21 protein-coding genes are annotated in these 23,559 nt (G+C 64.8%); 3 read left to right on the top strand and 18 right to left on the bottom strand.

From position 1 onward, the window contains the following. Both Q0030_RS17775 and gltA read left to right on the top strand, forming a co-directional pair. On the top strand, positions 1-858 hold an 858-nt coding region (locus tag Q0030_RS17775), incomplete at its 5' end, for a glutamate--tRNA ligase family protein (protein WP_298369528.1). Positions 859-1,018: 160 nt separating this feature from the next. Then, the gene (gene gltA, locus Q0030_RS17770) at positions 1,019-2,320 is read left to right on the top strand and encodes a citrate synthase (RefSeq protein ID WP_298369525.1); all 1,302 of its coding nucleotides are present in this window, start codon (positions 1,019-1,021) and stop codon (positions 2,318-2,320) included. A 32-nt stretch (positions 2,321-2,352) separates the two neighbouring features. Here gltA and Q0030_RS17765 read toward each other — a convergent pair whose 3' ends face one another. The 5 genes from Q0030_RS17765 to lpxA form a co-directional block, all read right to left on the bottom strand. Further along, positions 2,353-2,688, bottom strand: a complete 336-nt coding sequence (locus tag Q0030_RS17765; protein ID WP_298369523.1) for a metalloregulator ArsR/SmtB family transcription factor — start codon at positions 2,686-2,688, stop codon at positions 2,353-2,355. A gap of 5 nt (positions 2,689-2,693) precedes the next feature. Further along, a complete protein-coding gene (locus Q0030_RS17760; RefSeq protein WP_298369521.1) occupies positions 2,694-3,353 on the bottom strand; it encodes an SRPBCC family protein in 660 nt (219 codons plus the stop codon). Between the two features lie 111 nt (positions 3,354-3,464). Then, entirely contained in the window at positions 3,465-4,643 is a 1,179-nt protein-coding gene (gene lpxB, locus Q0030_RS17755) for a lipid-A-disaccharide synthase (protein ID WP_298369518.1), read from the bottom strand. Continuing rightward, on the bottom strand, positions 4,643-5,500 hold the full coding sequence (gene lpxI / locus Q0030_RS17750; protein ID WP_298369515.1) for a UDP-2,3-diacylglucosamine diphosphatase LpxI: 858 nt from the start codon (positions 5,498-5,500) through the stop codon (positions 4,643-4,645). The genes lpxB and lpxI overlap by 1 nt, the downstream gene beginning before the upstream one ends. Before the next feature lie 19 nt (positions 5,501-5,519). Continuing rightward, positions 5,520-6,314 (bottom strand): acyl-ACP--UDP-N-acetylglucosamine O-acyltransferase, encoded by a 795-nt coding sequence (gene lpxA / locus Q0030_RS17745; RefSeq protein WP_298369512.1) that lies wholly within the window; start codon positions 6,312-6,314, stop codon positions 5,520-5,522. Between the two features lie 137 nt (positions 6,315-6,451). On the opposite strand from lpxA, the gene Q0030_RS17740 reads away from it, so the two are divergent. Beyond that, positions 6,452-6,775: a KTSC domain-containing protein gene (locus tag Q0030_RS17740; protein ID WP_298369510.1), complete on the top strand. Its 324-nt coding sequence runs from the start codon at positions 6,452-6,454 to the stop codon at positions 6,773-6,775. Between the two features lie 24 nt (positions 6,776-6,799). Here the strand turns inward: Q0030_RS17740 and fabZ are convergent, their stop codons facing one another. The 13 genes from fabZ to dnaE all read right to left on the bottom strand — a co-directional run bounded on the left by fabZ (position 6,800) and on the right by dnaE (position 23,017). Further along, positions 6,800-7,258, bottom strand: coding sequence for a 3-hydroxyacyl-ACP dehydratase FabZ (gene fabZ / locus Q0030_RS17735; protein ID WP_298369508.1), 459 nt, complete (start codon positions 7,256-7,258; stop codon positions 6,800-6,802). After that, positions 7,258-8,319, bottom strand: a complete 1,062-nt coding sequence (gene lpxD, locus Q0030_RS17730) for a UDP-3-O-(3-hydroxymyristoyl)glucosamine N-acyltransferase (protein ID WP_298369505.1) — start codon at positions 8,317-8,319, stop codon at positions 7,258-7,260. Before lpxD ends, fabZ begins: the two co-directional genes overlap by 1 nt. A gap of 32 nt (positions 8,320-8,351) precedes the next feature. After that, a complete protein-coding gene (bamA, locus tag Q0030_RS17725; RefSeq protein WP_298369502.1) occupies positions 8,352-10,895 on the bottom strand; it encodes an outer membrane protein assembly factor BamA in 2,544 nt (847 codons plus the stop codon). A 177-nt stretch (positions 10,896-11,072) separates the two neighbouring features. Beyond that, the gene (rseP, locus tag Q0030_RS17720; RefSeq protein WP_298369500.1) at positions 11,073-12,224 is read right to left on the bottom strand and encodes an RIP metalloprotease RseP; all 1,152 of its coding nucleotides are present in this window, start codon (positions 12,222-12,224) and stop codon (positions 11,073-11,075) included. A gap of 44 nt (positions 12,225-12,268) precedes the next feature. Next, positions 12,269-13,495, bottom strand: coding sequence for a 1-deoxy-D-xylulose-5-phosphate reductoisomerase (gene dxr, locus Q0030_RS17715; protein WP_298369497.1), 1,227 nt, complete (start codon positions 13,493-13,495; stop codon positions 12,269-12,271). A gap of 4 nt (positions 13,496-13,499) precedes the next feature. Continuing rightward, positions 13,500-14,348 carry a phosphatidate cytidylyltransferase gene (locus Q0030_RS17710; protein ID WP_298369495.1) on the bottom strand — a complete coding sequence of 283 codons (849 nt, stop codon included), beginning with the start codon at positions 14,346-14,348 and terminating at the stop codon, positions 13,500-13,502. Then, positions 14,345-15,103 carry an isoprenyl transferase gene (locus Q0030_RS17705; RefSeq protein WP_298369492.1) on the bottom strand — a complete coding sequence of 253 codons (759 nt, stop codon included), beginning with the start codon at positions 15,101-15,103 and terminating at the stop codon, positions 14,345-14,347. The genes Q0030_RS17710 and Q0030_RS17705 overlap by 4 nt, the downstream gene beginning before the upstream one ends. Before the next feature lie 21 nt (positions 15,104-15,124). After that, on the bottom strand, positions 15,125-15,688 hold the full coding sequence (frr, locus tag Q0030_RS17700) for a ribosome recycling factor (RefSeq protein ID WP_298369489.1): 564 nt from the start codon (positions 15,686-15,688) through the stop codon (positions 15,125-15,127). Between the two features lie 73 nt (positions 15,689-15,761). Continuing rightward, complete coding sequence (pyrH, locus tag Q0030_RS17695) at positions 15,762-16,478, bottom strand: UMP kinase (RefSeq protein ID WP_038385104.1); 717 nt, start codon at positions 16,476-16,478, stop codon at positions 15,762-15,764. Between the two features lie 70 nt (positions 16,479-16,548). Further along, positions 16,549-17,472 carry a translation elongation factor Ts gene (tsf, locus tag Q0030_RS17690; protein ID WP_298369482.1) on the bottom strand — a complete coding sequence of 308 codons (924 nt, stop codon included), beginning with the start codon at positions 17,470-17,472 and terminating at the stop codon, positions 16,549-16,551. A gap of 127 nt (positions 17,473-17,599) precedes the next feature. Beyond that, positions 17,600-18,592, bottom strand: coding sequence for a 30S ribosomal protein S2 (locus Q0030_RS17685; RefSeq protein WP_298369480.1), 993 nt, complete (start codon positions 18,590-18,592; stop codon positions 17,600-17,602). 262 nt (positions 18,593-18,854) lie between these two features. Further along, entirely contained in the window at positions 18,855-19,382 is a 528-nt protein-coding gene (locus Q0030_RS17680) for a DUF2846 domain-containing protein (RefSeq protein WP_298369479.1), read from the bottom strand. Between the two features lie 110 nt (positions 19,383-19,492). Beyond that, the gene (gene dnaE / locus Q0030_RS17675; protein ID WP_298369477.1) at positions 19,493-23,017 is read right to left on the bottom strand and encodes a DNA polymerase III subunit alpha; all 3,525 of its coding nucleotides are present in this window, start codon (positions 23,015-23,017) and stop codon (positions 19,493-19,495) included. Between the last annotated feature and the right edge of the window lie 542 nt (positions 23,018-23,559).

Below are 23,559 nucleotides of genomic sequence, written 5' to 3'. Positions count from 1 at the left end.
GTGGTCGACGACCACGACATGGGCGTCACCCACATCATCCGCGGCGACGACCACCTGATCAACGCCGCGCGCCAGAAGCAGATCTACGACGCGCTGGAGTGGGAGCTGCCGAGCATGTCCCACATTCCGCTGATCCACGGACCCGACGGCTCGAAACTGTCGAAGCGCCATGGCGCGCTCGGCGTCGATGCCTACCGCGCCCTCGGCTATCTGCCGGCCGCCTTGCGCAACTACCTCGTCCGGCTCGGCTGGAGCCATGGCGACCAGGAGATCTTCTCGACGCAGGAGATGATCGACGCGTTCGATCTCCCGGGCATCGGCCGCTCGGCGGCGCGGTTCGATTTCGCCAAGCTGGAGAACCTCAACGGCCACTATATCCGGCAGAGCGACGATCAATCCCTCGTGACCCAGTTCGAGAGCGTGCTGGATTATGTTCCTGAAGGCGCCGCGCTGAAGGCCAAGCTCAACGACACCACCCGCGCGCAATTGCTGCGGGCGATGCCGAGCCTGAAGGAGCGCGCCAAGACGCTGATCGAGCTGATCGCGGGCGCCTACTTCATTTTCGCCGATCGCCCACTTGAGCTCGATCCGAAAGCGGCCGCGCTACTCACGCCGGAGACACGCGCGTTGATCGGCCGTCTGCGCACCGCGCTGGAAGCCGTGAACGACTGGACGGCGGACACCACCGAGACCGCCATGCGGAATTTCGCCGAGCAGAACAATCTGAAGCTCGGCGCCGTTGCCCAGCCGCTGCGGGTGGCACTGACGGGACGGACAACGTCGCCGGGCATATTCGACGTGCTGGCCGTCCTGGGACGCCAGGAGTGTCTCGCCCGTCTCGCCGATCAGGCGGCGTGATCCTGCATGGACCCCCTCCAGGGTCCATCTTGCAGCGCACATTGCAATGAGCTACCCATCCCCGGACGCTTTCTCCACAAGCCGTTCCGCCCCGCCATGGGCCGCAAATTAGCGACTGGGCAAGGTCGGTTTTCGCAACGAATTCATCGGGGATATCACGATGGACGCAAAATCCAGCAAGACAGCCACACTCACCATTGGCAACAAGAACTACGATTTCCCGATCCTGAGCGGCACGGTTGGGCCTGATGTCATCGACATCGGCAAGCTCTACGGCCAGGCCGGGGTGTTCACCTACGACCCCGGCTTCACCTCGACCGGCAGCTGCCAGTCGAAGATCACCTACATCGACGGCGACGCCGGTATCCTCGAATACCGCGGCTACCCGATCGAGCAGCTCGCCGAGAACGGCGACTTCCTCGAGACCTGCTACCTGCTGCTCTACGGGGAGCTTCCGACCCCCGCGCAGAAGAAGGACTTCGACCATCGCGTGATCCACCACACCATGGTGCACGAGCAGATGGCACGCTTCTTCCAGGGCTTCCGCCGCGACGCGCATCCGATGGCGATCATGGTTGCTGCGGTCGGCGCGCTCGCCGCGTTCTACCATGACTCCACCGACATCAACGATCCGAAGCAGCGGATGATCGCCTCGATGCGGATGATCGCGAAGGTGCCGACGCTGGCGGCGATGGCCTACAAATACACCATCGGCCAGCCCTTCGTGTATCCGAAGAACTCGCTCTCCTTCGCCGAGAACTTCCTGCAGATGTGCTTCGCGGTGCCGTGCGAGGACTACAAGATCAACCCGGTGCTCGCCGACGCGCTCGACAAGATCTTCATCCTGCATGCCGACCACGAGCAGAACGCGTCGACCTCGACGGTGCGTATCGCCGGCTCCTCCGGCGCCAACCCGTTCGCCTGCATCGCGGCCGGCATCGCCTGCCTGTGGGGTCCGGCCCATGGCGGCGCCAATGAAGCGGCGCTCGCCATGCTGTCGTCGATCGGAACGGTCGACAAGATCCCCGAGTTCATCGCCAGGGTGAAGGACAAGAACAGCGAAGTCCGCCTGATGGGCTTCGGTCACCGGGTCTACAAGAACTATGATCCGCGCGCCAAGATCATGCAGAAGATGTGTCACGCGGTGCTGGCCGAGACCGGCCACGGCGATGACCCGATGCTGAAGGTTGCGCTCGAGCTCGAGAAGATCGCGCTCAGCGATCCCTACTTCATCGACCGCAAGCTCTACCCGAACGTCGACTTCTATTCGGGCATCACGCTGAAGGCGATGGGCTTCCCGACCTCGATGTTCACCGTGCTGTTCGCGGTCGCCCGCACCGTCGGCTGGATCAGCCAGTGGAGCGAGATGATCGAGGATCCGCAGCAGAAGATCGGCCGTCCGCGCCAGCTCTACACCGGCGTCGCGCGCCGCGATTATGTGACGATCGACAAGCGCAAGTAAGCTTCATCTCTGACAGGTTCGAGACGGCGCCATCATTCCTGATGGCGCCGTTTTCGTTTGCCGCGCGCGACTTCGGTCGCGAGCGCATCGAGACGCGGCAGCCAGAGCGCCCTGAACCGGTCGAGCCAGTCGTCGACCTCGCGCAGTCGCCCCGGCTCCACGGCGTAGATGCGGCGCGTGCCATCGGCGCGCACCGACGCGAAACCGGCGTCCCGCAGAATCCGCAGCTGCTGCGAGACCGCCGATTGGGTGATACCGAATTCGCGCTGCACGACGGCGACGACATCGCCCGAACTGTGCTCGCCGGCCGCCAGCAATTCCAGGATGCGCCGGCGGACGGGATCGCCGAGGATGTCGAAGGCGTGCACGGTTGCTAGCCTCCACCACCCGGCTCAGGCTCGCCGCAATAGAACGCCGTTGTGTTAGCCCCGGCCCGGCGTGCCGCCGCCTCGTCCGTTCCCGCCTTGATCGAGGCCCTGCACCAGTCCGCGCTGCTGCGGCGGATGAAATCCTTGCCGTCCTCGGAGCCGGGCCACGCCTCAGCGGCCGCCCGGTCGAACTGCGCGCCAGGGCCTGCCGCGACATAGAGCGCGAGCCCGATCAAGGCGAGATCCCAGCCGACACCGACCGCGCCGGGTCCATAGCGATCCCAGAAGTCGCCCTCGATCAGCGAAAGATGATCCAGCTCGAGCCGCGTGCCGCCGGCGCCATCGTCGGCCAGGGTCACGGTGACCCAGCTGACGGCGCCCATCGCCTCCCAGGTTACGGCAAGCCGACGCGGCGGCTCACACGTCGTGATTTCCCCGCCCGCCTGGCCCTGGAACTGATAACGGCCGCCAAGCCTGAGATCGCCGGAGATCGGCAAGAACCAGCGCGGAATGCGCTCGGGATTGGTCAGCGCATCCCAGAGATCGGCGACGTCGGTGTCGTAGCTGCGGGTCGCGATGACAGCCCGCGCCGGCTTGCCATCGTGGTCCCGGACGGCGACCTCGCGGACAACGGCTCCGACATAGGCGACAGGATCGATCTTCATCACGGCTCTCCGCATCAATATTAGCTAATACTAATATTAGTGCAGACTAAATATCCGAAGCAAGCGGAACCGTTGCGGCCGTATGCCGCTGACGACAGGATGGGTGAATGACTAGGCCGAACCCCGGCTCATTTCCGCGAGCACAATGTCGGCGGCGCGGACGCTGGGCGACTGGTCGCCGGTCGACATCTTCCCGTCCATCGTCGCGAACGCCACGAGCTGTCGCAGACGGTCGGGAGTATCCGCGAGTACATCACGCAGCGCGTGCGCGAGCTTGTCCGGCGTGCAGTTCTCCTGCAGGAACTCAGGGATAATATCGCTGCCGATCACGAGATTAGCGAGGATCACCGACGACACCCGGATCGCACGGCGCAGGATGAACGCTTCCGCAGCACCGACGCGATAGGCCGTCACCATCGGAATGCCTGACAGCGCGAGCTCCAGCGTCACTGTGCCCGACTTTGCGAGCGCCGCGCGGGCCACGCGGAATGCGGCGCGCTTCTCGGTCTCGCCGACGGCGAGCCGCGGCATCACGGGCCATGACGCGACACCTTCGCGCACCATCGCCTCGAGATGCGGCATGGTGGGAAGCACGAGCTCAAACGGGGTTTGCCTGTTGAGCTGGCCGAGCGCCGCGCCGAACAACGCCAAATGATGCCTGATCTCGCTGCGCCGGCTTCCGGGCAGCACCAGCAGGACCGGCGGCTGCGCGTCGCGCCGCTTCTGTTCCTCCTCATTCGGCCGGAGCGAGGAGAGCTGCTCGGTCAGGGGATGACCGACATAGCTGCATGGCGGTCCCTGCAGCTTGCGATATTCCTCTGGCTCGAACGGCAGCAGCGCCAGCACGTGATCGACGTAGCTTCGCATCGCGCGCGCCCTGCCCGGCCGCCAGGCCCAGACCGATGGCGACACGTAGTCGACGATCGGAATGTCCGGGTTGCGGGCGCGGACGCGGCGGGCAACGCGGTGGGTGAAGTCAGGGCTGTCGATGATGACGAGCATGTCGGGCGCAGCATCGAGCACCGCATCGGCCGTGCGCCGGATCAACCGCAATATCTTCGGCAATTGCTTCACGACGGCGGCTAAGCCCACGATCGAGAGCTCCTCGATCGGAAACAAGGGATCGATGCCCTCGCTCGTCATCTGCCGGCCGCCCACACCGGAAAACTGCACGGCATCGCCGAAGCGCTGCCGCAGCACCTTCATCAGTGCCGCGCCGAGGCGGTCGCCGGACTCCTCGGTCGCGATGAGGAAGATCTTCCGGCCGCTAGTGGGACTGCGCGCCTGCATCAGCCGGCCAGTCCGATGACAAACAGCCCCTTGGCGTCGGCGGCCTCGATCAGCGCCTGCGGATCGGCGGCGAGCGTGTTGCCGGCGATCACGGCGATCCCGGCGATGCCCGCCGCAGCCGCGCCCTCGACCGTGCGTGGACCGATGGTCGGCAGATCGAAGCGCAGATCCTGCTTGCTCTTTGGCGCCTTCACCAGCACGCCGCGGCCGGCCTTGGCGCGGATCCGGCCCTCGGCGCGCAGCCGCGCCACCCGCGCGAGCAGCCCATCGGTGCCTTCGATGTCTTCGACCGCAACCACGTGACCGTCGATCACCACGGCCGCCTGGCCGATGTCGAACGGTCCAAGCGCATCGAGCACGCCGCGTCCGCGCGCGATGTCGGCGAGCGCACTCGAGTCCGGCGTCGTGCGCGTCACGGCGCCCTCGGGCATCAGGAGATCGGGCGCGACATCCTTGATTCCGACCATGCGAAATCCCTGCTGCTCGAGGATGCGGCCGACGCTCGACAGCAAATGATCGTCGCCGCCGCGAAACGCGCGCACGACGTGGCCGAGCAGCCGCAGCGTGCCCCAGTCAAGCCGGATCTCCGACAGCGCGGGACGCACCAGGGTGCCGATGAAGATCAGGTCGCGGCAGCCTTCGTCGCGGAATAGCCGGGTCGCGCGCCCGAGCTGACCGACCGAGATCCAGCGATGACGGAACCGCTGCGCGCGTGCCGGATCGCAAGCACCGCGCAGCGCAAACAGCACCGGCGTGATGCCGCGCGCGGTGAGCTGATCGGCGACGGCGAACGGCATGGCGCCGCCGCCGGCGATCACGCCGACCGGCGAGGAAAGCGAGGAAGCCGCTGACGTCATGCTGGCGGCCATCCCATGCTCACTTGCTATCGGCGGGAAGACAGAGCGGCCGCAGCTTGCCGCCATCGATGAAGGCGAGGATTTCTGCGATCGCAGGATCCTCACCCGCCAGCGGCTGCACCGAAGCCAGCCGCTCGGCGAAGATGCCGGGGCCGTGGAACAGCTTTTGATAGAACGCCCGCACCGTCGCCAGCCGCGACTTGGTGAACTGGCGCCGCCGCATGCCGATGATGTTGAGCCCTTCGAGCACCGCGTATTGACCGTTGGCTAACCCGAACGGGATGATGTCGCCGCGCACGCCGCAGACGCCACCGATCATCACCTGCGAGCCGACGCGGGTGAACTGGTGCACCGCCGACAGGCCGCCGATATAGACGGAGTCGCCGATCTCGCAGTGGCCGCCGAGCGTCGCCGACGTCGCGAAGATCACGCCATTGCCGACCATGCAGTCATGGCCGACATGGCTGTTGTTCATGAAGAAGCCGCGATCGCCGACGCGGGTGAGCCCGCCGCCCTTGATCGTGCCGACATTCATCGTCACGCCTTCGCGGATCGTACAGGCTTCGCCGACTTCGAGACGGGTCGGCTCGCCGCGATAGCTGAGATCCTGCGGCGGCCCGCCGAGCGCGGCAAACGGCGAGATGACGCAGCCGGCGCCGATCTTCGTGTGCCCGCTGATCGTGACATGCGCGATCAGCTTGCAGTTCTCGCCGAGCACGACGTTCGGGCCGATGATGCAGTACGGACCGATCTCCGTGCCGGCCCCGATCACAGCGCCATCCGCAATCCGCGCAGTGGGGTCGATCATGCTCATATCGTTACGGTCCGGAATTCGTTAATCGCGCCAAGGTGGTATCAGTCGATTTGAGCGGTCGTTAGCGCGACTTTGCCCACCCTGTCCAGTGACGTATGATGACCGCCTGTTGCAAGCGAGAAGGTCGCAACCGATCCATGGTCCGGGCCGCCGCACTGATCCTCAGCCTGTTCTCAGCGCCGATCGGCCCGGAGACCGTCGATCTCGGCAACAGCACGACCGTCGATCTCTCGGGCTTCGACTGCCGCGACATCAACCGCAGCACGATCGTCCAGCGGGTCTGCTACTGTGCAAGCGAGCGCACGCTGCTGGTCGCGGTCAGGGGCAGCTACCAGCACTATTGCGGCGTCCCTGCCCAAACCTACGACGCGCTGATGATCGCGCCATCGATGGGTATCTTCCTCAATCGTGTCCTGCGGATCGCGGGCGCGGACGGCCGATACGCCTGCAGGACGTCGTGACCTCGGCGGCGAGCTGACTTTGCTCTAATCCGTCAGCATCGCACCGACATCGGCCTCGGCAACGACCTGGCCGTTGACCTTGGCGTCGCCGTGAAACCACCACATCGTCTTGCGGCGGCCGAGCGAGCGCATGTGGTACTCGATGGTGTCGCCGGGCATCACCGGTTTCCTGAACTTGCACTTGTCGATGGTGAGGAAATACACCGCGCGCGGCTTTGCGGTGCCCTCGACCGACTTGATGCCGATCACGCCGGCGGTCTGCGCCATCGCCTCGATCATCATCACGCCGGGGTAAACCGGGCGATCCGGGAAATGCCCCTGGAACGGCGGCTCGTTGAAGGTGACGTTCTTGATGCCGATGCCGCTGTAGTCGGTGCGGATCTTGATCACGCGGTCGATCAGCAGCATCGGAAAGCGATGCGGGAGCGTCTTCAGGATATCGTTGATATCCACGAGCTCGAATTTGACCGGTGCCTCCTCCATCACTCCTGTTCCTTGCCTTTGGCTTCGTTGTCGCGCACCAGGCGCTCCACCGCGATAATTTCCCTGAACCACTGCTTGGTCGGCTTGGCGAAATGCCCGCCCCAGCGGCCATTGGCCGGGATGTCGTCCTTGACCGCGCTCATCGCCGTCACCTGGGCGCCGTCGCCGATCTTGAGGTGGTTGTTGATGCCCACCTTGGCGCCGAGCGCGACATTGTCGCCGATCGTCAGACTGCCGGCGAGCCCGATCTGGGCCGCGAGCAGGCAGTGCCGGCCGATGGTCACATTGTGGCCGATCTGGACCTGGTTGTCGATTTTGGTGCCCTCGCCGATCACGGTGTCGCGCAGGGAACCGCGGTCGATGGTCGAGGCGGCACCGACCTCGACATTGTTCTGGATCACCACGCGGCCGGTCTGGGGTACTTTCACGTGGCCCTTCGGCCCGAAGAAGATGAAGCCGTAGCCGTCCTGGCCGATATTGCAGGCCGGATGGATCAGCACGTTGTTGCCGATCAACGCGAACTGAATGGTGGTCTTGGCGCCGACATTGCAGTCGCGGCCGATCTTGACGTCGGCGCCGATCACCGCGCCGGCACCGATGATGGTGCCGGAGCCGATCTCGACCCGCGGGCCGATCACGACCAGCGGATCGACGATGACGCCGTCCTCGAGGCGAGCGGTGGGATCGATGATCGCCGACGGGGCGATGCCCTCGGTATCGAACCAGGATTGCGGCCGCAGCGCATCGGCGTGCCATTCGCGGGCGAGCTCGACGAACACCTGGAACGGTTTCGCGGCGCGCAGCACGGCAGTGCCCTTCGGCACCTGCGCTTCGAAACGCGGGCTGACCAGGCAGGCGCCGGCCTTGGTCGCGGCAAGTTGGTCGGCGTATTTGAGATTGTCGAAAAAGGCGAGATGCATCGGACCGGCCTCGTCGAGCGAGGCCAGCCCCCTGATCTGAAGCGCGCCCCTTTCGGGGTCGACCAGTTGCGCCTTCGTCAGCGCGGCGATTTCAGCCAGCGATGACGAAGGAGGACTCTTGAAGAAGATCGGCTGCGCCATTCCATCCGTCGCAGTCCGGTCGAGCAGCGGTGTTAGAAAGTCGTACCGCCGCCGAACCGGAATTCTTGCACGCGGTCATACGCACCCTTGGTCAGCGGTACGGCGTAATCGAAGCGCAGCGGACCAAACGGCGACTGCCAGATCAGGCCGACACCGACCGAGGTACGGACAACCTTGCTGTCGTCATAGCTCAGACCAAGGCAGGTGCCCGGAGACGCCGGGTTGTTGGTCGGCCTGATACAGCCGGGCGTGTTGACTTCGCCCGTCGCCGCCCACGAGGTCGGCCCCTTGTAGTCGTACAGGCCGCCGGCGTCGGCATAGACCGCGCCCTTGAGCCCGACTTCCTTCGGCAGGAACCAGAACGGCATCTGCAGCTCCGCCGACACGCCCCAGTACTTGGTGCCGCCGATGGCGTCCATGGTGCCGTACGGGTTGATGTCACGCGGACCGATGCCGTTAGGCGCGAAGCCGCGGACCAGGTTCGGGCCCATCTGGAAGTGATCCAGCATGCGCAGATCCTGGCTGCCGAGCTTGTTCAGGATGCCGCCCTGGGCGTGGATCACGCCGACGATGTCCGACACCAGCGGGGTGTAGTACTTCGCGTCGATCGCGCTCTTGATGTAGCTGACGTCGCCGCCGACGCCGGCGAAGTCCTGCTTGAAGTCGACGATCAGACCGTCGGTCGGGTTCTTGTTGTTGTCGAGCGTGTTGTAGTTGAGCGTGTAGCCCAGCGCCGAGGTCAGGGTCTTGCCGCCCGCCAGCTCCTTGCGGACCGGCAGCGAAGCTTCGCCATCGTTGTAGCAGCCGAGACCGTTGGTCGACACCAGGCTGATCCCGTTCAGGTTCGCATAGGCCGGGCTCGGATTGAACGCAGGATTGGGCGTTACACCGTCAGCCAGGAAGGGATTGTTGTTACAGTTGTTGAGCGCCGACGGCAGGGTGATTTCCTGCTGATAGATCGAGTAGCGCAGCTGCAGCGACAGGTCTTCCCGCAGGCTGAAGCCGAGCCGCGGGCTGAAGCCGAGCGTCTTGGTGCCGTAGGCGATGTAGCTGTTGGACAGCTGCTGGCGCTGGTAGAAATCGAGGCCGAGCGCGACGCGGTAGTCGAGCAGATAGGGTTCGACGAACGACAGCGAATAGCCGCGGGCATACTGGCCGTAGGTCACCGACGCCTTCGCGAACAGGCCGCGGCCGAGCAAGTTGCGCTCGGAGACGCTGACTTCAGCCAGCGCGCCGTCGGTGGTCGAATAGCCGCCCGACACCGAGAAGTCGCCGGTCGACTTCTCTTCGAGATCGACGATAAGGATGACGCGATCGCTGGAGGACCCGGGCTCGGTGGTGATCTTCACGGTCTTGAAGAAGTCGAGGTTCTTCAGCCGGCGCTCGGCACGGTCGACCAGCGCACGGTTGTACGCGTCGCCTTCCGAGATATCGAATTCGCGACGGATCACGTAATCGCGCGTGCGGCTGTTGCCGCGGATGTTGATGCGCTCGATATAGGTGCGCGGACCTTCATCGATCGCGAAGGTGATCGACACCGTGTGATTGTCGAAATTGCGATCGCCGCGCGGCCGGACCACCGCGAAGGCGTAGCCGCGGCGCGACGCCTCGATCTGCATCTCCTCGACCGACTTCTCCAGCGCCTCGGCGTTGTAGAGCGAGCCGATATTGACGCGCGAGAACGAGCGCAGCGCGTTCGGATCGAGCGTTGCGATCGACGACGTATAGTTGACGGCCGCGACGCGGTACTGCTGGCCCTCTTCGATCTTGAAGGTAACCAGGAAGCCCTTCTTGTCGGGATCGTATTCGGTCAGCGCGGCGACAACCTGAACGTCGGCATAGCCGTTCTTGAGGTAGAAGCGGCGCAGCAGGTCACGGTCGGCCTCGACCCGGTCGGGGTCGTAGACGTCGTTGCCGCCGAGGAAGCTCAGCAGGTTCGATTCGCGGGTCTTGATGACGTCGCGCAGGCGGGACGCCGAATAGGCATTATTGCCGATGAACTCGATCGACCGGACACCGGTCTTCACGCCTTCATTGACCTCGAAGATCAGGTCGACGCGGTTGTTCGGCTGCTCGATGATCTGCGGATTGACCCGCACGTCGTAACGGCCAGAACGGCGGTAGATTTCGGCGATGCGCAGGGCATCCGACTGCACCATCGGGCGCGAGAAGGTGCCGCGCGGCTTGGACTGGACTTCGGCGGTGAGCTGCTCGTCCTTGACCTTCTTGTTGCCTTCGAAGGCAACGCGGCCAATCACCGGGTTCTCGACCACGACCACGACGAGGCGCCCGCCCCGCTGATCGATATGGACGTCCTGAAACAGGCCGGTCTCGATCAGCGCTTTGAGGCCGTCATCGATCTGGGCCTGGCCCAACCGACCGCCCGGTCCGGGATGGAAGTAGGAACGGATGGTTTCGAGCTCGACGCGGCGGTTCCCCTCCACCGTAATCGAATCAACGGTCTGCGCTTGCGCAGGCGCAGAGACAGCAACGGCCGCCAAGGTGGCCGCCACTGGCGCGGCGAACATGACCAAGGCGGCGAACAGCCCCCCCCTCACTCGCATTCCAAACATCATGCGCAACGCGCCCTTATCTTTAGCAATGCCGGACCGTTCCCCAACGACCCGACAGATTCCCAACCTGCCGCTCAGCTTGTAGCCAACTTTGCCAAGGGGGCAAACTTACTACAGCTGAACATTTCCATTTTCATACCAAGACGTTGCCCATTGGCAACGCCACAGAAAAGCCCCGTTTCAGGACCCAGCGATTCTGAGGATGTCGTTATACGTCGCAAACACCATCAGCATCAGAACCAAACCCAGCCCGATTCGGAAACCCACCTCCTGCGTCCGCTCTGAAAGCGGGCGTCCGCGAAGCGCCTCCGCGCTGTAAAACAGGAGGTGTCCACCATCCAAAAGCGGAATCGGGAACAGATTCAACAGCCCGATCGACACCGAGAGGATGGCGCAAAGATTGACAACGAACTGGAACCCGGCGCTCGCGGCCTGACCCGACAGCTTCGCGATTCCAATGACCCCGCTCACCTCGGCCGGATTGCCGGTCCCAACGAACAGCGACCCCAGGAACTTGAACGTGCTCGAAATAATGTACCAAACCTGCTCGACACCGATCTTCATGGCTTCAAAGACGCCAACCGGAGCGCTGGAAGCTTCACCGACCTGAGCCTTGTGCTCGATTCCGAGCACGCCGATTCGGTGAGCATTGCCGAAGGGGTCCTTAACCTCCTTCAGCGCCGGCGCAGCCTTCAGCGAAACGATCGCACCGTCCCGCTTCACTTTGAAACCAAGTTCTGAACCGGCATTCGAAGCTACGATCCGCTGCATGTCGGCGAAGCTCTGGATCGCGCTGCCGTCGATATCGACGACGACATCGCCGACCTTGAAGCCCGCGTTCGCAGCAACGCTCTCGGCGACCAGGCCGTCGACCCGGGCGATCGTGCTGGGCTTGCCATAGTAGAGCGCCATGCCCGCGAAAATCAGGGCGCCGAGAATGAAGTTCGCCACCGGACCGGCCGCGACGATCGCGGTGCGCTTGCCGACCGACTTGTGATGGAAGCTGCCTTCGCGCTCCTCCGCCGTCATGGCGGCGAGCGCCTCCGTCGACGGCGTCGACGCCTCGCTGTCGTCGCCGAAGAACTTGACGTAACCGCCGAGCGGAATCGCGGAGATCTTCCAGCGTGTGCCATGCCGGTCGTTGAAGCCGGCAAGCTCCGGCCCGAACCCCAGCGAGAACGTCAGCACCTTCACGCCGGCCCAGCGCGCGACCAGGAAATGGCCGAGCTCGTGAAAGAAAACAACGATAGTCAGGACGAAGAGAAAGGGAACGATATAACCGAGGAGCCCATGGCTCAACGCATTGATACTATGAAGAAAATACTCGGGCATTCGAATTCCCCTCGACAAGAGCCATAGGCTCCGTCCCCAACCCTCTAGGTTGCCTTTAAGGCAATTTGAGGCAATAGGGCGGCAGCTTTATTTCGCGCGATATGGTCAACGGAAATCGCGTCGTCCGCCGAGTTCAGTGGTGGCTGATTCCCCGACCTGATCCAATCGTTCATCGTTGCCTCGACCAGCCGGGCGATCGCACCGAACTTGATCTTGCCAGCGATAAACGCCGCGACCGCGATCTCGTTCGCGGCGTTATAGACCGTCGTCGCGCCATGCCCGAGCCGCAGCGCCTCGTAAGCGAGCCGCAGCCCCGGGAAACGCTGGAAGTCCGGCGCCTCGAAGGTGAGCTGTCCGATCTTGGCGAGATCGAGCTTGGCGGACGGCCCGACGATCCGGTCCGGCCAGCCGAGGCAATGCGCGATCGGGATCCGCATGTCGGGCGTACCGAGCTGGGCCATCACGGAGCGGTCGGAGAACTCGACCATGCCGTGGATGATGGACTGTGGATGCACCAGCACGTCGATCTCGTCGGGCGTCAGTGCGAACAGGTAGGACGCTTCGATCACCTCGAGGCCCTTGTTCATCATCGAGGCGGAATCGATCGTGATCTTCTGCCCCATGCTCCAGTTTGGATGCTTGAGCGCCTGTTCCAGCGTCGCCTGCTCGATGTCGGCGGGAGCCCAGGTGCGGAATGGCCCGCCGGACGCCGTGATGATCACCCGCGTCAGCTCCTCGCGATTGCCGGACGCCAGCGCCTGGAACAGCGCATTATGCTCGGAGTCCGCCGGCAGGATGCAGGCGCCGGCCTTCTTGGCCCGCTCCATGAAGATATCACCGGCGCAGACCAGGCACTCCTTGTTGGCGAGCGCGACAGTTGCGCCGCGATCGACCGCGGCGAGTGCCGGCTTCAATCCGGCAGCGCCGCTGACCGCGGCCATCACCCAATCCGCCGGCCGCGCGGCCGCCTCGATGATGGCGCTCTCCCCGGCCCCGCATTCGATCCGGGTTCCGGCCAGCGCGTTCTTCAATTCGGAAAGCCTCGCCGGATCGGCAATGGCGGCGAACCGCGCGCCGAACTCCTTGGCGAGCTTGGCGAGGCCCTCGACATTGCTGTTCGCGGTCAGCGCCTCGACCCGGTAACGGTCGCGCGCGCCACGCAGCAGATCCATCGTGCTGTCGCCGATCGAGCCGGTGGCACCGAGGACGGTCACGGACCGCGCGGCGGATGCCGCCGCGGCCTTGTTGTTACGCAACGGAACTGCGCTCATCTCATCACCAAACCATAAGACCGCGTCCGACGCCATCGGCGCCACCACGGAGAAAGCCGAAAATCGCCGCCACAATGACGGCCGCGACAAATCCATCCAGGCGATCCAGCAGGCCGCCATGGCCGGGAATGATGTGGCTCGAATCCTTCACCCCGAACCGCCGCTTCACAGCGGATTCGAAGAGATCGCCAAGTTGCGAGACCACCGACAACACGGCTCCGAGCATCAGCAGCGGCCCGGCCGTGCCGATCTCGAAGGCGGCAAAGCAGGCCGCAACCAGCAAGCTCGCGACGAAACCACCGGCCGCGCCAGCCCATGTCTTCTTCGGGCTGATCCGCACCCAAAGCTTCGGCCCGCCGATGCTGCGGCCCGCGAAATAGCCGCCAATGTCGGTGACCCACACGATCAGCAACACGAACATCAGCGCGGCAAAGCCCTTCGCCGTATCGAGACGCAGCAGCACCGATGCGATCTCGGCGGCCGCGGCATAGAGCAATCCCGCGATCGCCCAGTTGCGCCGTGCGCCCGAGGTCAGCGCCACGACAACCGCACCGACGGCGAGGACCACCAGCGCCGCATCGGTGCGGCCGGCCATCAGGCAAAGTCCGGTGAGCAGCAGCGCGACAATACCAGGCACCATGACGCGGAGCGCGCGTCCGAGCCCGGTGACCATGAGCCATTCCGCGAACAATCCGACTGCTGCCAAGGTCACCAGCAGCGACCAGGCGATGCCGCCCAGATAGGCCAGAGCGATCGCGACCGGCGCCAGCACCAGCGCCGCAACCACGCGCATCGCGAGGTTGCGCGACCCCTGCTCGCTTGCTGCCGCCGGTGCGGCTTCGCGCTCGCTCACGAGCCGGTTTTCGCGGCGAGGCCGCCGAACCGGCGCTCACGCTTGCCGTATTCCGCAATCGCACCTTCGAGCGCCGCCTTGTCGAAATCCGGCCAGTGAATCGGCACGAACACGAGTTCGCTATAGGCGGCTTGCCACATCAGGAAGTTCGACAGACGCTGTTCGCCGCTGGTGCGGATGATCAGATCGGGGTCCGGAATGTCGGGCGCATCGAGATAGTGCCCGAGCGTATCGGCATCGATGGAGTTGGCGTCGCGCTTGCCTTCGGCGACCTCGCGCGCAAGGCGTCGCGCCGCGGCGGCGATCTCCGCCCGCGAGCCGTAATTGAAGGCGACCACGAGGTTGAGCTTGACGTTATTCCGCGTCAGTTCCTCGGCCTCGTTGAGCAGCGCGCAGATGTCGGGAGCGAGCCCGTCGCGCTCGCCGATCACACGCACCCGCACGCCGTCACGATGCAGCGTCGCCAGATCGTTGCGGATGAAGCGGCGCAGTAGGCCGAACAGATCGCCGATCTCGCTGGCCGGCCGCGACCAGTTTTCCGAGCTGAACGAAAAGATCGTGAGATAGACGATGCCGAGTTCATGGGCCGCACGCACTACGCGGCGCAGTGCCTCGACGCCGCGGCGATGGCCCTCGACGCGCGGCAAGCCGCGCGAAGCGGCCCAGCGCCCGTTGCCGTCCATGATAACAGCCACATGCAACGGACTGCCGGAGCGATCCGGTCCGTCAGTTGCTGGGGCGGCGGCATTCGACATCGGCTGGTTCCCGTTGCGCCTTCAGACCGTCAGGATTTCCCTTTCCTTGGCGGCAAGCAGCTGATCGACCTCGGCGATCACGCCGTCGGTCGCCTTCTGCACCTCGTTCGACAGGCGCTCCTGATCGTCCTCGGAGATCTCGTGATTCTTCTCGAGCTTCTTGATCACGTCGAGGCCGTCGCGGCGCACGTGGCGTACCGCGACCTTGGCCGCTTCCGCGTATTTGTGCGCGACCTTGACCAGCTCCTTGCGGCGTTCCTCGTTGAGTTCGGGAATCCGCAAGCGCAGCACCTGTCCTTCGGTTGCCGGCGAAAGGCCGAGGTTGGAGTCGACGATCGCCTTCTCCACGGCCTTCACCATCGTCTTGTCCCAGACCTGCACCGAGAGCAGGCGCGGCTCGGGCACGCTGATGGTCGCCACCTGGTTGAGCGGCATATGCGAGCCGTAAGCCTCGACCTGGACCGGCTCCAACATGGAGGCCGCGGCACGGCCGGTACGCAGACCGCCGAGCTCGTGCTTGAGCGATTGTGTGGCGCCCTGCATGCGGCGCTTCACTTCGTTGATGTCAAAACCAGCTGCGGCCATGACGCTTCTCCCTTTACTAGAAACCGGCTGTCGACGCCCTCAGGTCCAAAGTCTGGACCCAGAGGCGCGGCAATCAGCCGGCGACGACCGTGCCGTGTCCGGTACCGCGCAGAATCGCACCGATCGAACCGGGCTCCGCGATCGAGAACACGATGATAGGCAGCGACGTCTCGCGAGCAAGTGCGAAAGCGGTCGCGTCCATGACCTTGTAGCCGCCCTCGATCGCCTGCGAATGGGTCAGGCGGTCAAAGCGCTTGGCTTTGGGGTCCTTCTTCGGATCGGCGCTGTAGACGCCGTCGACATTGGTGGCTTTCAGCACCGCCTGCGCGCCGATCTCGGCCGCGCGGAGCACGGCGGTGGTATCGGTGGTGAAGAACGGGTTGCCGGTTCCGCCGCCGAGCAGGACGATGCGTCCCTCGGCGAGATATTTGTGCGTCGCACTACGGGTGAACAGCTCGGAAATCTCCGGCATCACGAATGCCGACAAGGTCCGCGCCGGGGTCCCCTTGCGCTCGATCGCCGCCTCGAGCGCGAGGCAGTTCATCATGGTGGCAAGCATGCCCATGGTGTCGCCGGTCGGCCGGGACACGCCGCGCGAGGACACCTCGACGCCGCGGACGATATTGCCGCCGCCGATCACGACCGCGACCTCGATACCGAGCTTGCGGGCCGCGATGAGGTCGTCGGCGACGCGGTCGACGGTCGGTTGATCGATACCGAACCCGTGGGAGCCGGCCAGATATTCGCCGGACAGCTTGATCACCACGCGACGATAGATCGGCTCAGCCATGATGCGATCGCTTTCTCATCCCGCGCAGGCAGGCCTCCGGCGCGTGCGCCGGACGCCTTGGTGTCAGCGGTTACTTCTTGCCGCTGGCGGCCGCGACTTCGGCGGCGAAGTCGCTTTCCTGCTTCTCGATTCCCTCACCGAGAGCATAGTTCACAAAGCCAGCGATTTTGATCGGCCCGCCGACCTTACCCTCAGCTTCCTTCACCGCCTGGGCAACGGACTTGCCGCTGTCGTGGATAAAGGCCTGATCGAGCAGGCAGACTTCCTTGTAGTAGGTCTTCAGGCCGGAATCGACGATCTTCTCGATGACGTTCTCGGGCTTGCCCTGCTGGCGGTACTTGTCGGCCAGCACGTCCTTCTCGCGCTTGACGGTCACCGGATCGAGCCCGGCCGGATCGAGCGCCAGCGGCTTTGCTGCCGCGACGTGCATGGCGAGCTGGCGGCCGAGCACGGCGAGCTCGTCGGTCTTGCCGGCGGACTCCAGCGCCACGATCACGCCGATCTTGCCGGCGCCTTCGACGACGGCGTTGTGGACGTAGCTCGACACCACGCCCTTGCTCACCTCGAGCGAAGCGGCGCGGCGCAGCGTCATGTTCTCGCCGATGGTCGCGATCGCGTCGGAGATCGCGGTCTCGACGGTGACGTCGCCGACCTTGGCCGCCTTGATTGTCTCGACATCGGCGCCGTTATGCAGCGCGACCTGGGCGATCATCTTGACCAGGCCCTGGAACTGCTCGTTGCGCGCAACGAAGTCGGTCTCGGAATTGACCTCGACCAGCACGCCCTTGGCGCCGGAGGTCAGCGCGCCGATCAGGCCTTCGGCGGCCACGCGGCCCGCCTTCTTGGCGGCCTTGGACAGGCCCTTCTTGCGCAGCCAATCCTGCGCGGCCTGCATGTCGCCGTTGTTCTCGGTCAGCGCCGCCTTGCAATCCATCATGCCCGCGCCGGTCGATTCGCGGAGATCCTTGACCATCGCTGCTGTGATCGTTGCCATCGTTCAATGTCCTTCTTGCCTGTACAGAAACCGCGGCGCCCGTTGGCGCCGCTGTCAGCGACAGGGAAATCGTTGTTCGTGGAATAGAAGCGGCGGCCGGGCGAGACCCGGCCACGCCGCGTAACTTTTATTCCGCTTCGGCGAGCGTCTTGGCCTGGGCGACCCAAGCGTCGGCACGGCTCGGCAGACCGACTTCTTCGCCGATCTTGTGCGCGGTGGCGTGGTCGAGCTCGGCGAGCTGCCAGTAGTGGAAGATGCCGAGGTCGTTGAGCTTCTTCTCGATCGTACCGGACACGCCGGTGAGCTTCTTGAGGTTGTCGGCGGTGCCGCGCGGACCAGCGAGGCCCTGGAAGCCGGACGGCGCAGCCGCCGGGAGCTCTTCCTGCACCGGCGCAGCCGACGCACCGATATCGATTCCGGAATCGCCCTGGGCACGCGAGATGCCGTCGATGGCGGCGCGCGCCACGAGATCGCAATACAGCGAGATCGCGCGGCCGGCGTCGTCATTGCCCGGCACCACATAGGTGATGCCCTTGGGGTCCGAATTGGTGTCGACGATCGCGGCGACCGGGATGTTGAGCCGCTGGGCTTCCTGGATCGCGATGTCTTCCTTGTTGGTGTCGATCACGAAGATCATGTCGGGAAGACCGCCCATGTCCTTGATGCCACCGAGCGAACGGTCGAGCTTGTCGCGCTCGCGCTGCAGCGTCAGCCGCTCCTTCTTGGTGTAGGAGCTGGCTTCGCCCGACGACAGCACGTCGTCGAGATGGCGCAGGCGCTTGATCGAGGCCGAGATCGTCTTCCAGTTGGTCAGCGTGCCGCCGAGCCAGCGCGAGTTGACGAAATACTGGGCCGAACGCTTGGCCGCATCGGCAACGCCGTCCTGGGCCGAGCGCTTGGTGCCGACGAACAGGATGCGGCCGCCCTTGGCGACGGTATCGCTGACCGCCTGCAGGGCACGGTGCAGCATCGGCACGGTCTGCGCGAGGTCGATGATGTGGATGTTGTTGCGGGCGCCGAAGATGTAATCCTGCATCTTCGGGTTCCAGCGGTGGGCCTGGTGGCCAAAGTGAACGCCGGCTTCCAAAAGCTGACGCATGTTGAATTCGGGTAGCGACATAGATCTAATTCTCCGGTTGGTTCCTCCGGAAACGTGTGAGCAAACGAGCCTGAATGGCCCGGTTGCCACCGGACGGCCTTTGAGAGCCATGTTTCCGTGTGAGATGGCGCGCTATATAGCGCGATTTGCGCCAGAAGCAAGGAAATACGGCCGGTTACACCGGCCGGACGGGCCATTTACGCCCCGGAACTGGCCCGTTTTGGCCCAAACTGGCCCGGTGTGGCCGGCCAGAGCCCCCGTCGGGATCCCAACCAGGCGCCGCCTATTGCGCCAATTGCAGGTCCGCCAGCGTCGTACGCGCGGTCGCCTCGTCCAGTGCAACGAAATCGCCCGGCCCGGGATTGCCGGCGGTCGAAGTCGCGGCCGATGCGACGACTGCACCGACCAAACCTCCCACCAACGTCACGCCCGCGACGGCATCATGCCGTTCGCTCGATTTCACCAGAAAGAAGTAGGTGCGCCCCGGCTCGGTCGTGAAATTGTGCGTGGTCTCGCCGGGAAACATCACCTCGCTGGCGACCAGCTGATGCCGGCCGGCGGGCCGATCGGCGAACGCATAGGTGCCGATGGCGACCTTGCCGATCGGCTCGCCATCGAGCTTCACGTCGCAGGCGCAGATCGCCATGCTCAGTCCCTTGCGCTTCTCCTGTAGCACGACGACGCGGGAATGCCCCGGCTTCGGCGGCCCGAACTTCTGCGAGATCGCCGCATAATCGGTGCCGACACCATCGCTCACGCAGCCCGACACCATCAACACCCCGGCCAACAAGGCCGCGTAACGTCCAAACATCCCGCCCCCGAAATTCCCAGCAGGCGCGACCATAGAAAGAAGCACGGTGTGGTTGCAATAGTGCTTAAGCCGGAGCCATTGGCTCTCCACAGCGTCGCCGGGATCGTCGCCTACAGCGTCTGCACGTCGACCACGCCCGCGACCGCCTTGATCGCACCGGCGATCTGCGGCGAGACCTTGTAGCGGCCGGGCAGCTTCATCTCCACCTCGGTCTCGAGGTCCAGCATCATCACCAGCGAGACGTCGCCATCGGCGCCGGCCGCGGGTGGCGGCGCGACGGCCGGCTTTACCACCGGTGCCTTTGCGGGAGCGCCCGGGGCGGGCGCGGCGTCCGGCATGTTGAGCCGGCGCGCGATCGACTCCAGCGGCTTGGTGTCGCGCACGAAAATCCGCAGGCCCTTTTGCGTTTTCGCCGCGGCGTGATCCAGCGGCTCGGCGTGCAGCACCCTCGCCCGCACGTCCTCGCCCTGCAGCTCGGCGCCGAGCTGCAACAGCACGGCCGCGCCGGGCTCCAGCACATCGCGGTACTGCGCGAGGCCCTCGGAAAACAATACCGCCTCGAAATGACCGGTCGGATCCGACAGGCCCATGATGCCCATCTTGTTGCCGGTCTTGGTGCGCCGCTCCATGCGTGACACCACAGTTGCCGCGACCTTGCCCGCCGTGGCGCCGGTCTTCACCGCACGCGAGAATTCCGCCCAGGATTGCACGCGCAGCCGCTTCAGCGCAGTCGCGTAGTCGTCGAGCGGATGCCCCGACAGGAAGAAGCCGATCGCATCATATTCGCGCCGCAGCCGGTCCGCGGGCAGCCATGGCTCGACCTGCGGCAGCATGATGCTCGGCGCATCCGGAGCGCTGCCGAACATGTCGTTCTGGCCCGAGGTCGCCGCCTCGTGGCTGCGCTGACAGGCCGCCAGGATCGCATCGGCGCCGGCGAAGACGCGGGCCCGGTTCGGGTCCAGCGTGTCGAAGGCACCGGCCGCCGCAAGGCTCTCGATGATCCGCTTGTTGACGGCTCGCGGGCTCACCCTTGCCGCGAAATCGGCGAGCGAGGTGAAGGCGCCCTTCTTATTGCGCTCCTCGATGATCTGCTCCACCGCCTGGATGCCGACGCCCTTCAGCGCGGCAAGCGCGTAGTAGATCGTGTTGCCGCTGACCTCGAAGGTCGGGCCGGAGCGATTGATGTTGGGGGCTTCGACCTTGATGCCGAGCCGCTGCGCCTCGGAGCGGAATTCGGAGAGCTTGTCGGTGTTGTTGAGTTCGAGCGTCATCGACGCAGCGAGGAACTCGACCGGATAATGCGCCTTCATGTAGGCGGTGTGGTACGACACCAGCGCATAGGCCGCCGCGTGACTCTTGTTGAAGCCGTAGTCGGCGAACTTGGCGAGCAGCTCGAAGATCGTCTCCGCCTGCCCCTTTCCGACGCCGTTCTTCATCGCGCCGGCGACGAAGATGTCGCGCTGCTTGTCCATCTCGGCGCGGATCTTCTTGCCCATCGCGCGGCGCAGCAGGTCGGCCTGGCCGAGCGAATAGCCCGCCATCTGCTGCGCGATCTGCATCACCTGTTCCTGATAGATGATGACGCCGAAGGTCTCCTTCAGGATCGGCTCCAGGATCGGATGCAGATATTCCGACTCCTCATCGCCGTGCTTGCGCGCGCAATAGGTCGGGATGTTCGCCATCGGACCCGGGCGATATAGCGCCACCAGCGCGATGATGTCCTCGAAGCGGTCGGGCCGCATGTCGATCAGCGCGCGCCGCATGCCCTGGCTTTCCACCTGGAACACGCCGACGACGTCGCCCCTCGCCAGCATCTGGTAACTCGGCGCATCGTCGATCGGCAGCGTTGCGAGGTCGACATGAACGTCGCGCTGCTTGAGCAGCTTGACCGCGACATCGAGCACCGTCAGTGTCTTGAGGCCAAGGAAGTCGAACTTCACGAGGCCCGCCGGCTCGACCCATTTCATGTTGAACTGGGTGACCGGCATGTCGGATTTCGGATCGCGGTACATCGGCACCAGCTCGCTCAGCGGGCGGTCACCGATCACGATACCTGCGGCGTGGGTGGAGGCGTGGCGCGTCAGACCCTCGAGGCGCTGCGCAATGTCGAACGCACGCGCCACCACCGGATCCTCGTCGCGGAACGCCTGCAGCTTCGGCTCGCCTTCGATCGCCTGCGCCAGCGTCACCGGGGCCGCGGGATTCTGCGGCACCAGCTTGGTCAACTTGTCGACCTGCCCGTACGGCATCTGCAGCACGCGACCGACGTCGCGCAGCACGCCGCGCGCCTGCAGCGTACCGAAGGTGATGATCTGCGCCACCTGGTCGCGGCCGTAGCGCTCCTGCACGTACTGGATCACCTCGCCGCGGCGGTCCTGGCAAAAGTCGATGTCGAAGTCCGGCATCGAGACGCGTTCGGGATTGAGGAAGCGCTCGAACAGCAGCGCGAAGCGCATCGGATCGAGGTCGGTGATCGTCAGCACCCAGGCGACCAGCGAGCCGGCACCGGAGCCGCGGCCCGGCCCGACCGGAATGCCCTGCGCCTTCGCCCATTTGATGAAGTCCGAGACGATCAGGAAGTAGCCCGCATATTTCATGCGGGTGATGACGTCGAGCTCGAAGGCAAGCCGCTTGGCGTAGTCCTCCTCCGTCATGCCCGGCGAGAGACCGTGCACCCGCAGGCGGTTGGCGAGCCCCTCCTCAGCCTGGCGCTTCAGCTCGGCGGCTTCGTCGGCGGCCGCATCGGAGCTTGCCGCGGCACCGACGGTGAAGAACGGCAGGATCGGCTTGCGGGTCTTCGGGCGGAACGAGCAGCGCTCGGCGATCTCCACCGTCGAGGCCAGCGCCTCCGGAATATCGGCGAACAGCACCGCCATTTCCGCGCGGGTCTTGAAGCGATGATCCGGGGTCAGCTGCTCGCGGTTGGTCTCGGCGATCAAATGGCCGCCGGCGATGCACAGCAGCGCATCATGCGATTCGTAGTCGTCACTGCTGGCGAAATACGGCTCGTTGGTCGCAACCAGCGGCAGGCCCTTGCTGTAGGCGAGATCGATCAGGCCGCCCTCGGTGCGGCGTTCCTTGTCGATGCCGTGGCGCTGCAATTCGATGTAGAGACGATCGCCGAACAGGCTCGCCAGGCGTTCGCAGCGGGTCGCGGCCAGCGCCGCCTGCTCGGCACGCAGCGCCAGCGCGATCGGCCCATCGGGCCCGCCGGTCAGAGCGATCAAATCCTCGGCGGCGTCGGTGAGCCAGTCGAGCTTGATGTGCGGCGTCTGGTTCACCGGCGTCTCCAGGAACGCCCGCGAGTTCAGCCGCATCAGGTTCTGGTACCCGCGCTCGCGTGCCGCCAGCAGCACGATTCGCGTCGGCCCGGTCGTCGCCAGGATGCTCCGCGTATTGGGGTCGACGTCGCCAAAATCCACCGCAACCTCGCAGCCGACGATCGGCTGGATGCCGTAGCCGGCCATCTTGTCGGAGAATTCCAGCGCCCCGAACATGTTGTCGGTGTCGGTGAGCGCCAGCGCAGGCTGGCGGTCGGCCTTGGCGAGCTCGCCGAGCTTGGCGATCTTGATCGAGCCCTTCAGCAGCGAATAGGCGGAATGGACGTGGAGATGAACGAATCCGGCATTCGGCATGGCTGCTTACGGGATCTCTTGAAGTCAGGGATGGCGCGAGTGCCAAAGCCGAACTCGAAAGCATCAGACTCGACTCGCATCCCCATCGTGGGGCTTGGGCCCTGCCAAGTCCACGCCGAACGCGGCGTGGCGGCAGGTCGTCCTGCTTTTCCCCAAGAGCAACCTATGCCCCTGCCCGCGGCCGCATTTTCAGAACTGGGTGATCAGCTGGGCCCAAACCGCGATCATCCCGACGAACAGCGTGATCGATGCCAGCGCTGCAGCTTCCTGCACGAAAATCTTCAACATGGCCGCTCTCCCTGAACTGGAACGTATGCAGAACATTGTTCCTTTTTTGTTCCGGGAGTCAAGCGACGGTAGTGGGTCAGTTTGAAAACTGCCCCCGAAAGAAATCCCTTGGTTAATCGTGGCGGGAACTGGCAGCGCCTGTAAGGTCCGTGTCAGCGGCGCTGCGTACCATTGCGCCCATGAGCCGTGACCTTCTCTATTTCCGTCTGTGGTTAGCTTGGTCGGCGATCTTAACCGGCGCGCTGATCTACATG

The sequence above is a fragment of the uncultured Bradyrhizobium sp. genome (assembly GCF_947648125.1).
GTDB lineage: Bacteria > Pseudomonadota > Alphaproteobacteria > Rhizobiales > Xanthobacteraceae > Bradyrhizobium.
This window is presented reverse-complemented; position numbering and strand designations above follow the sequence as displayed.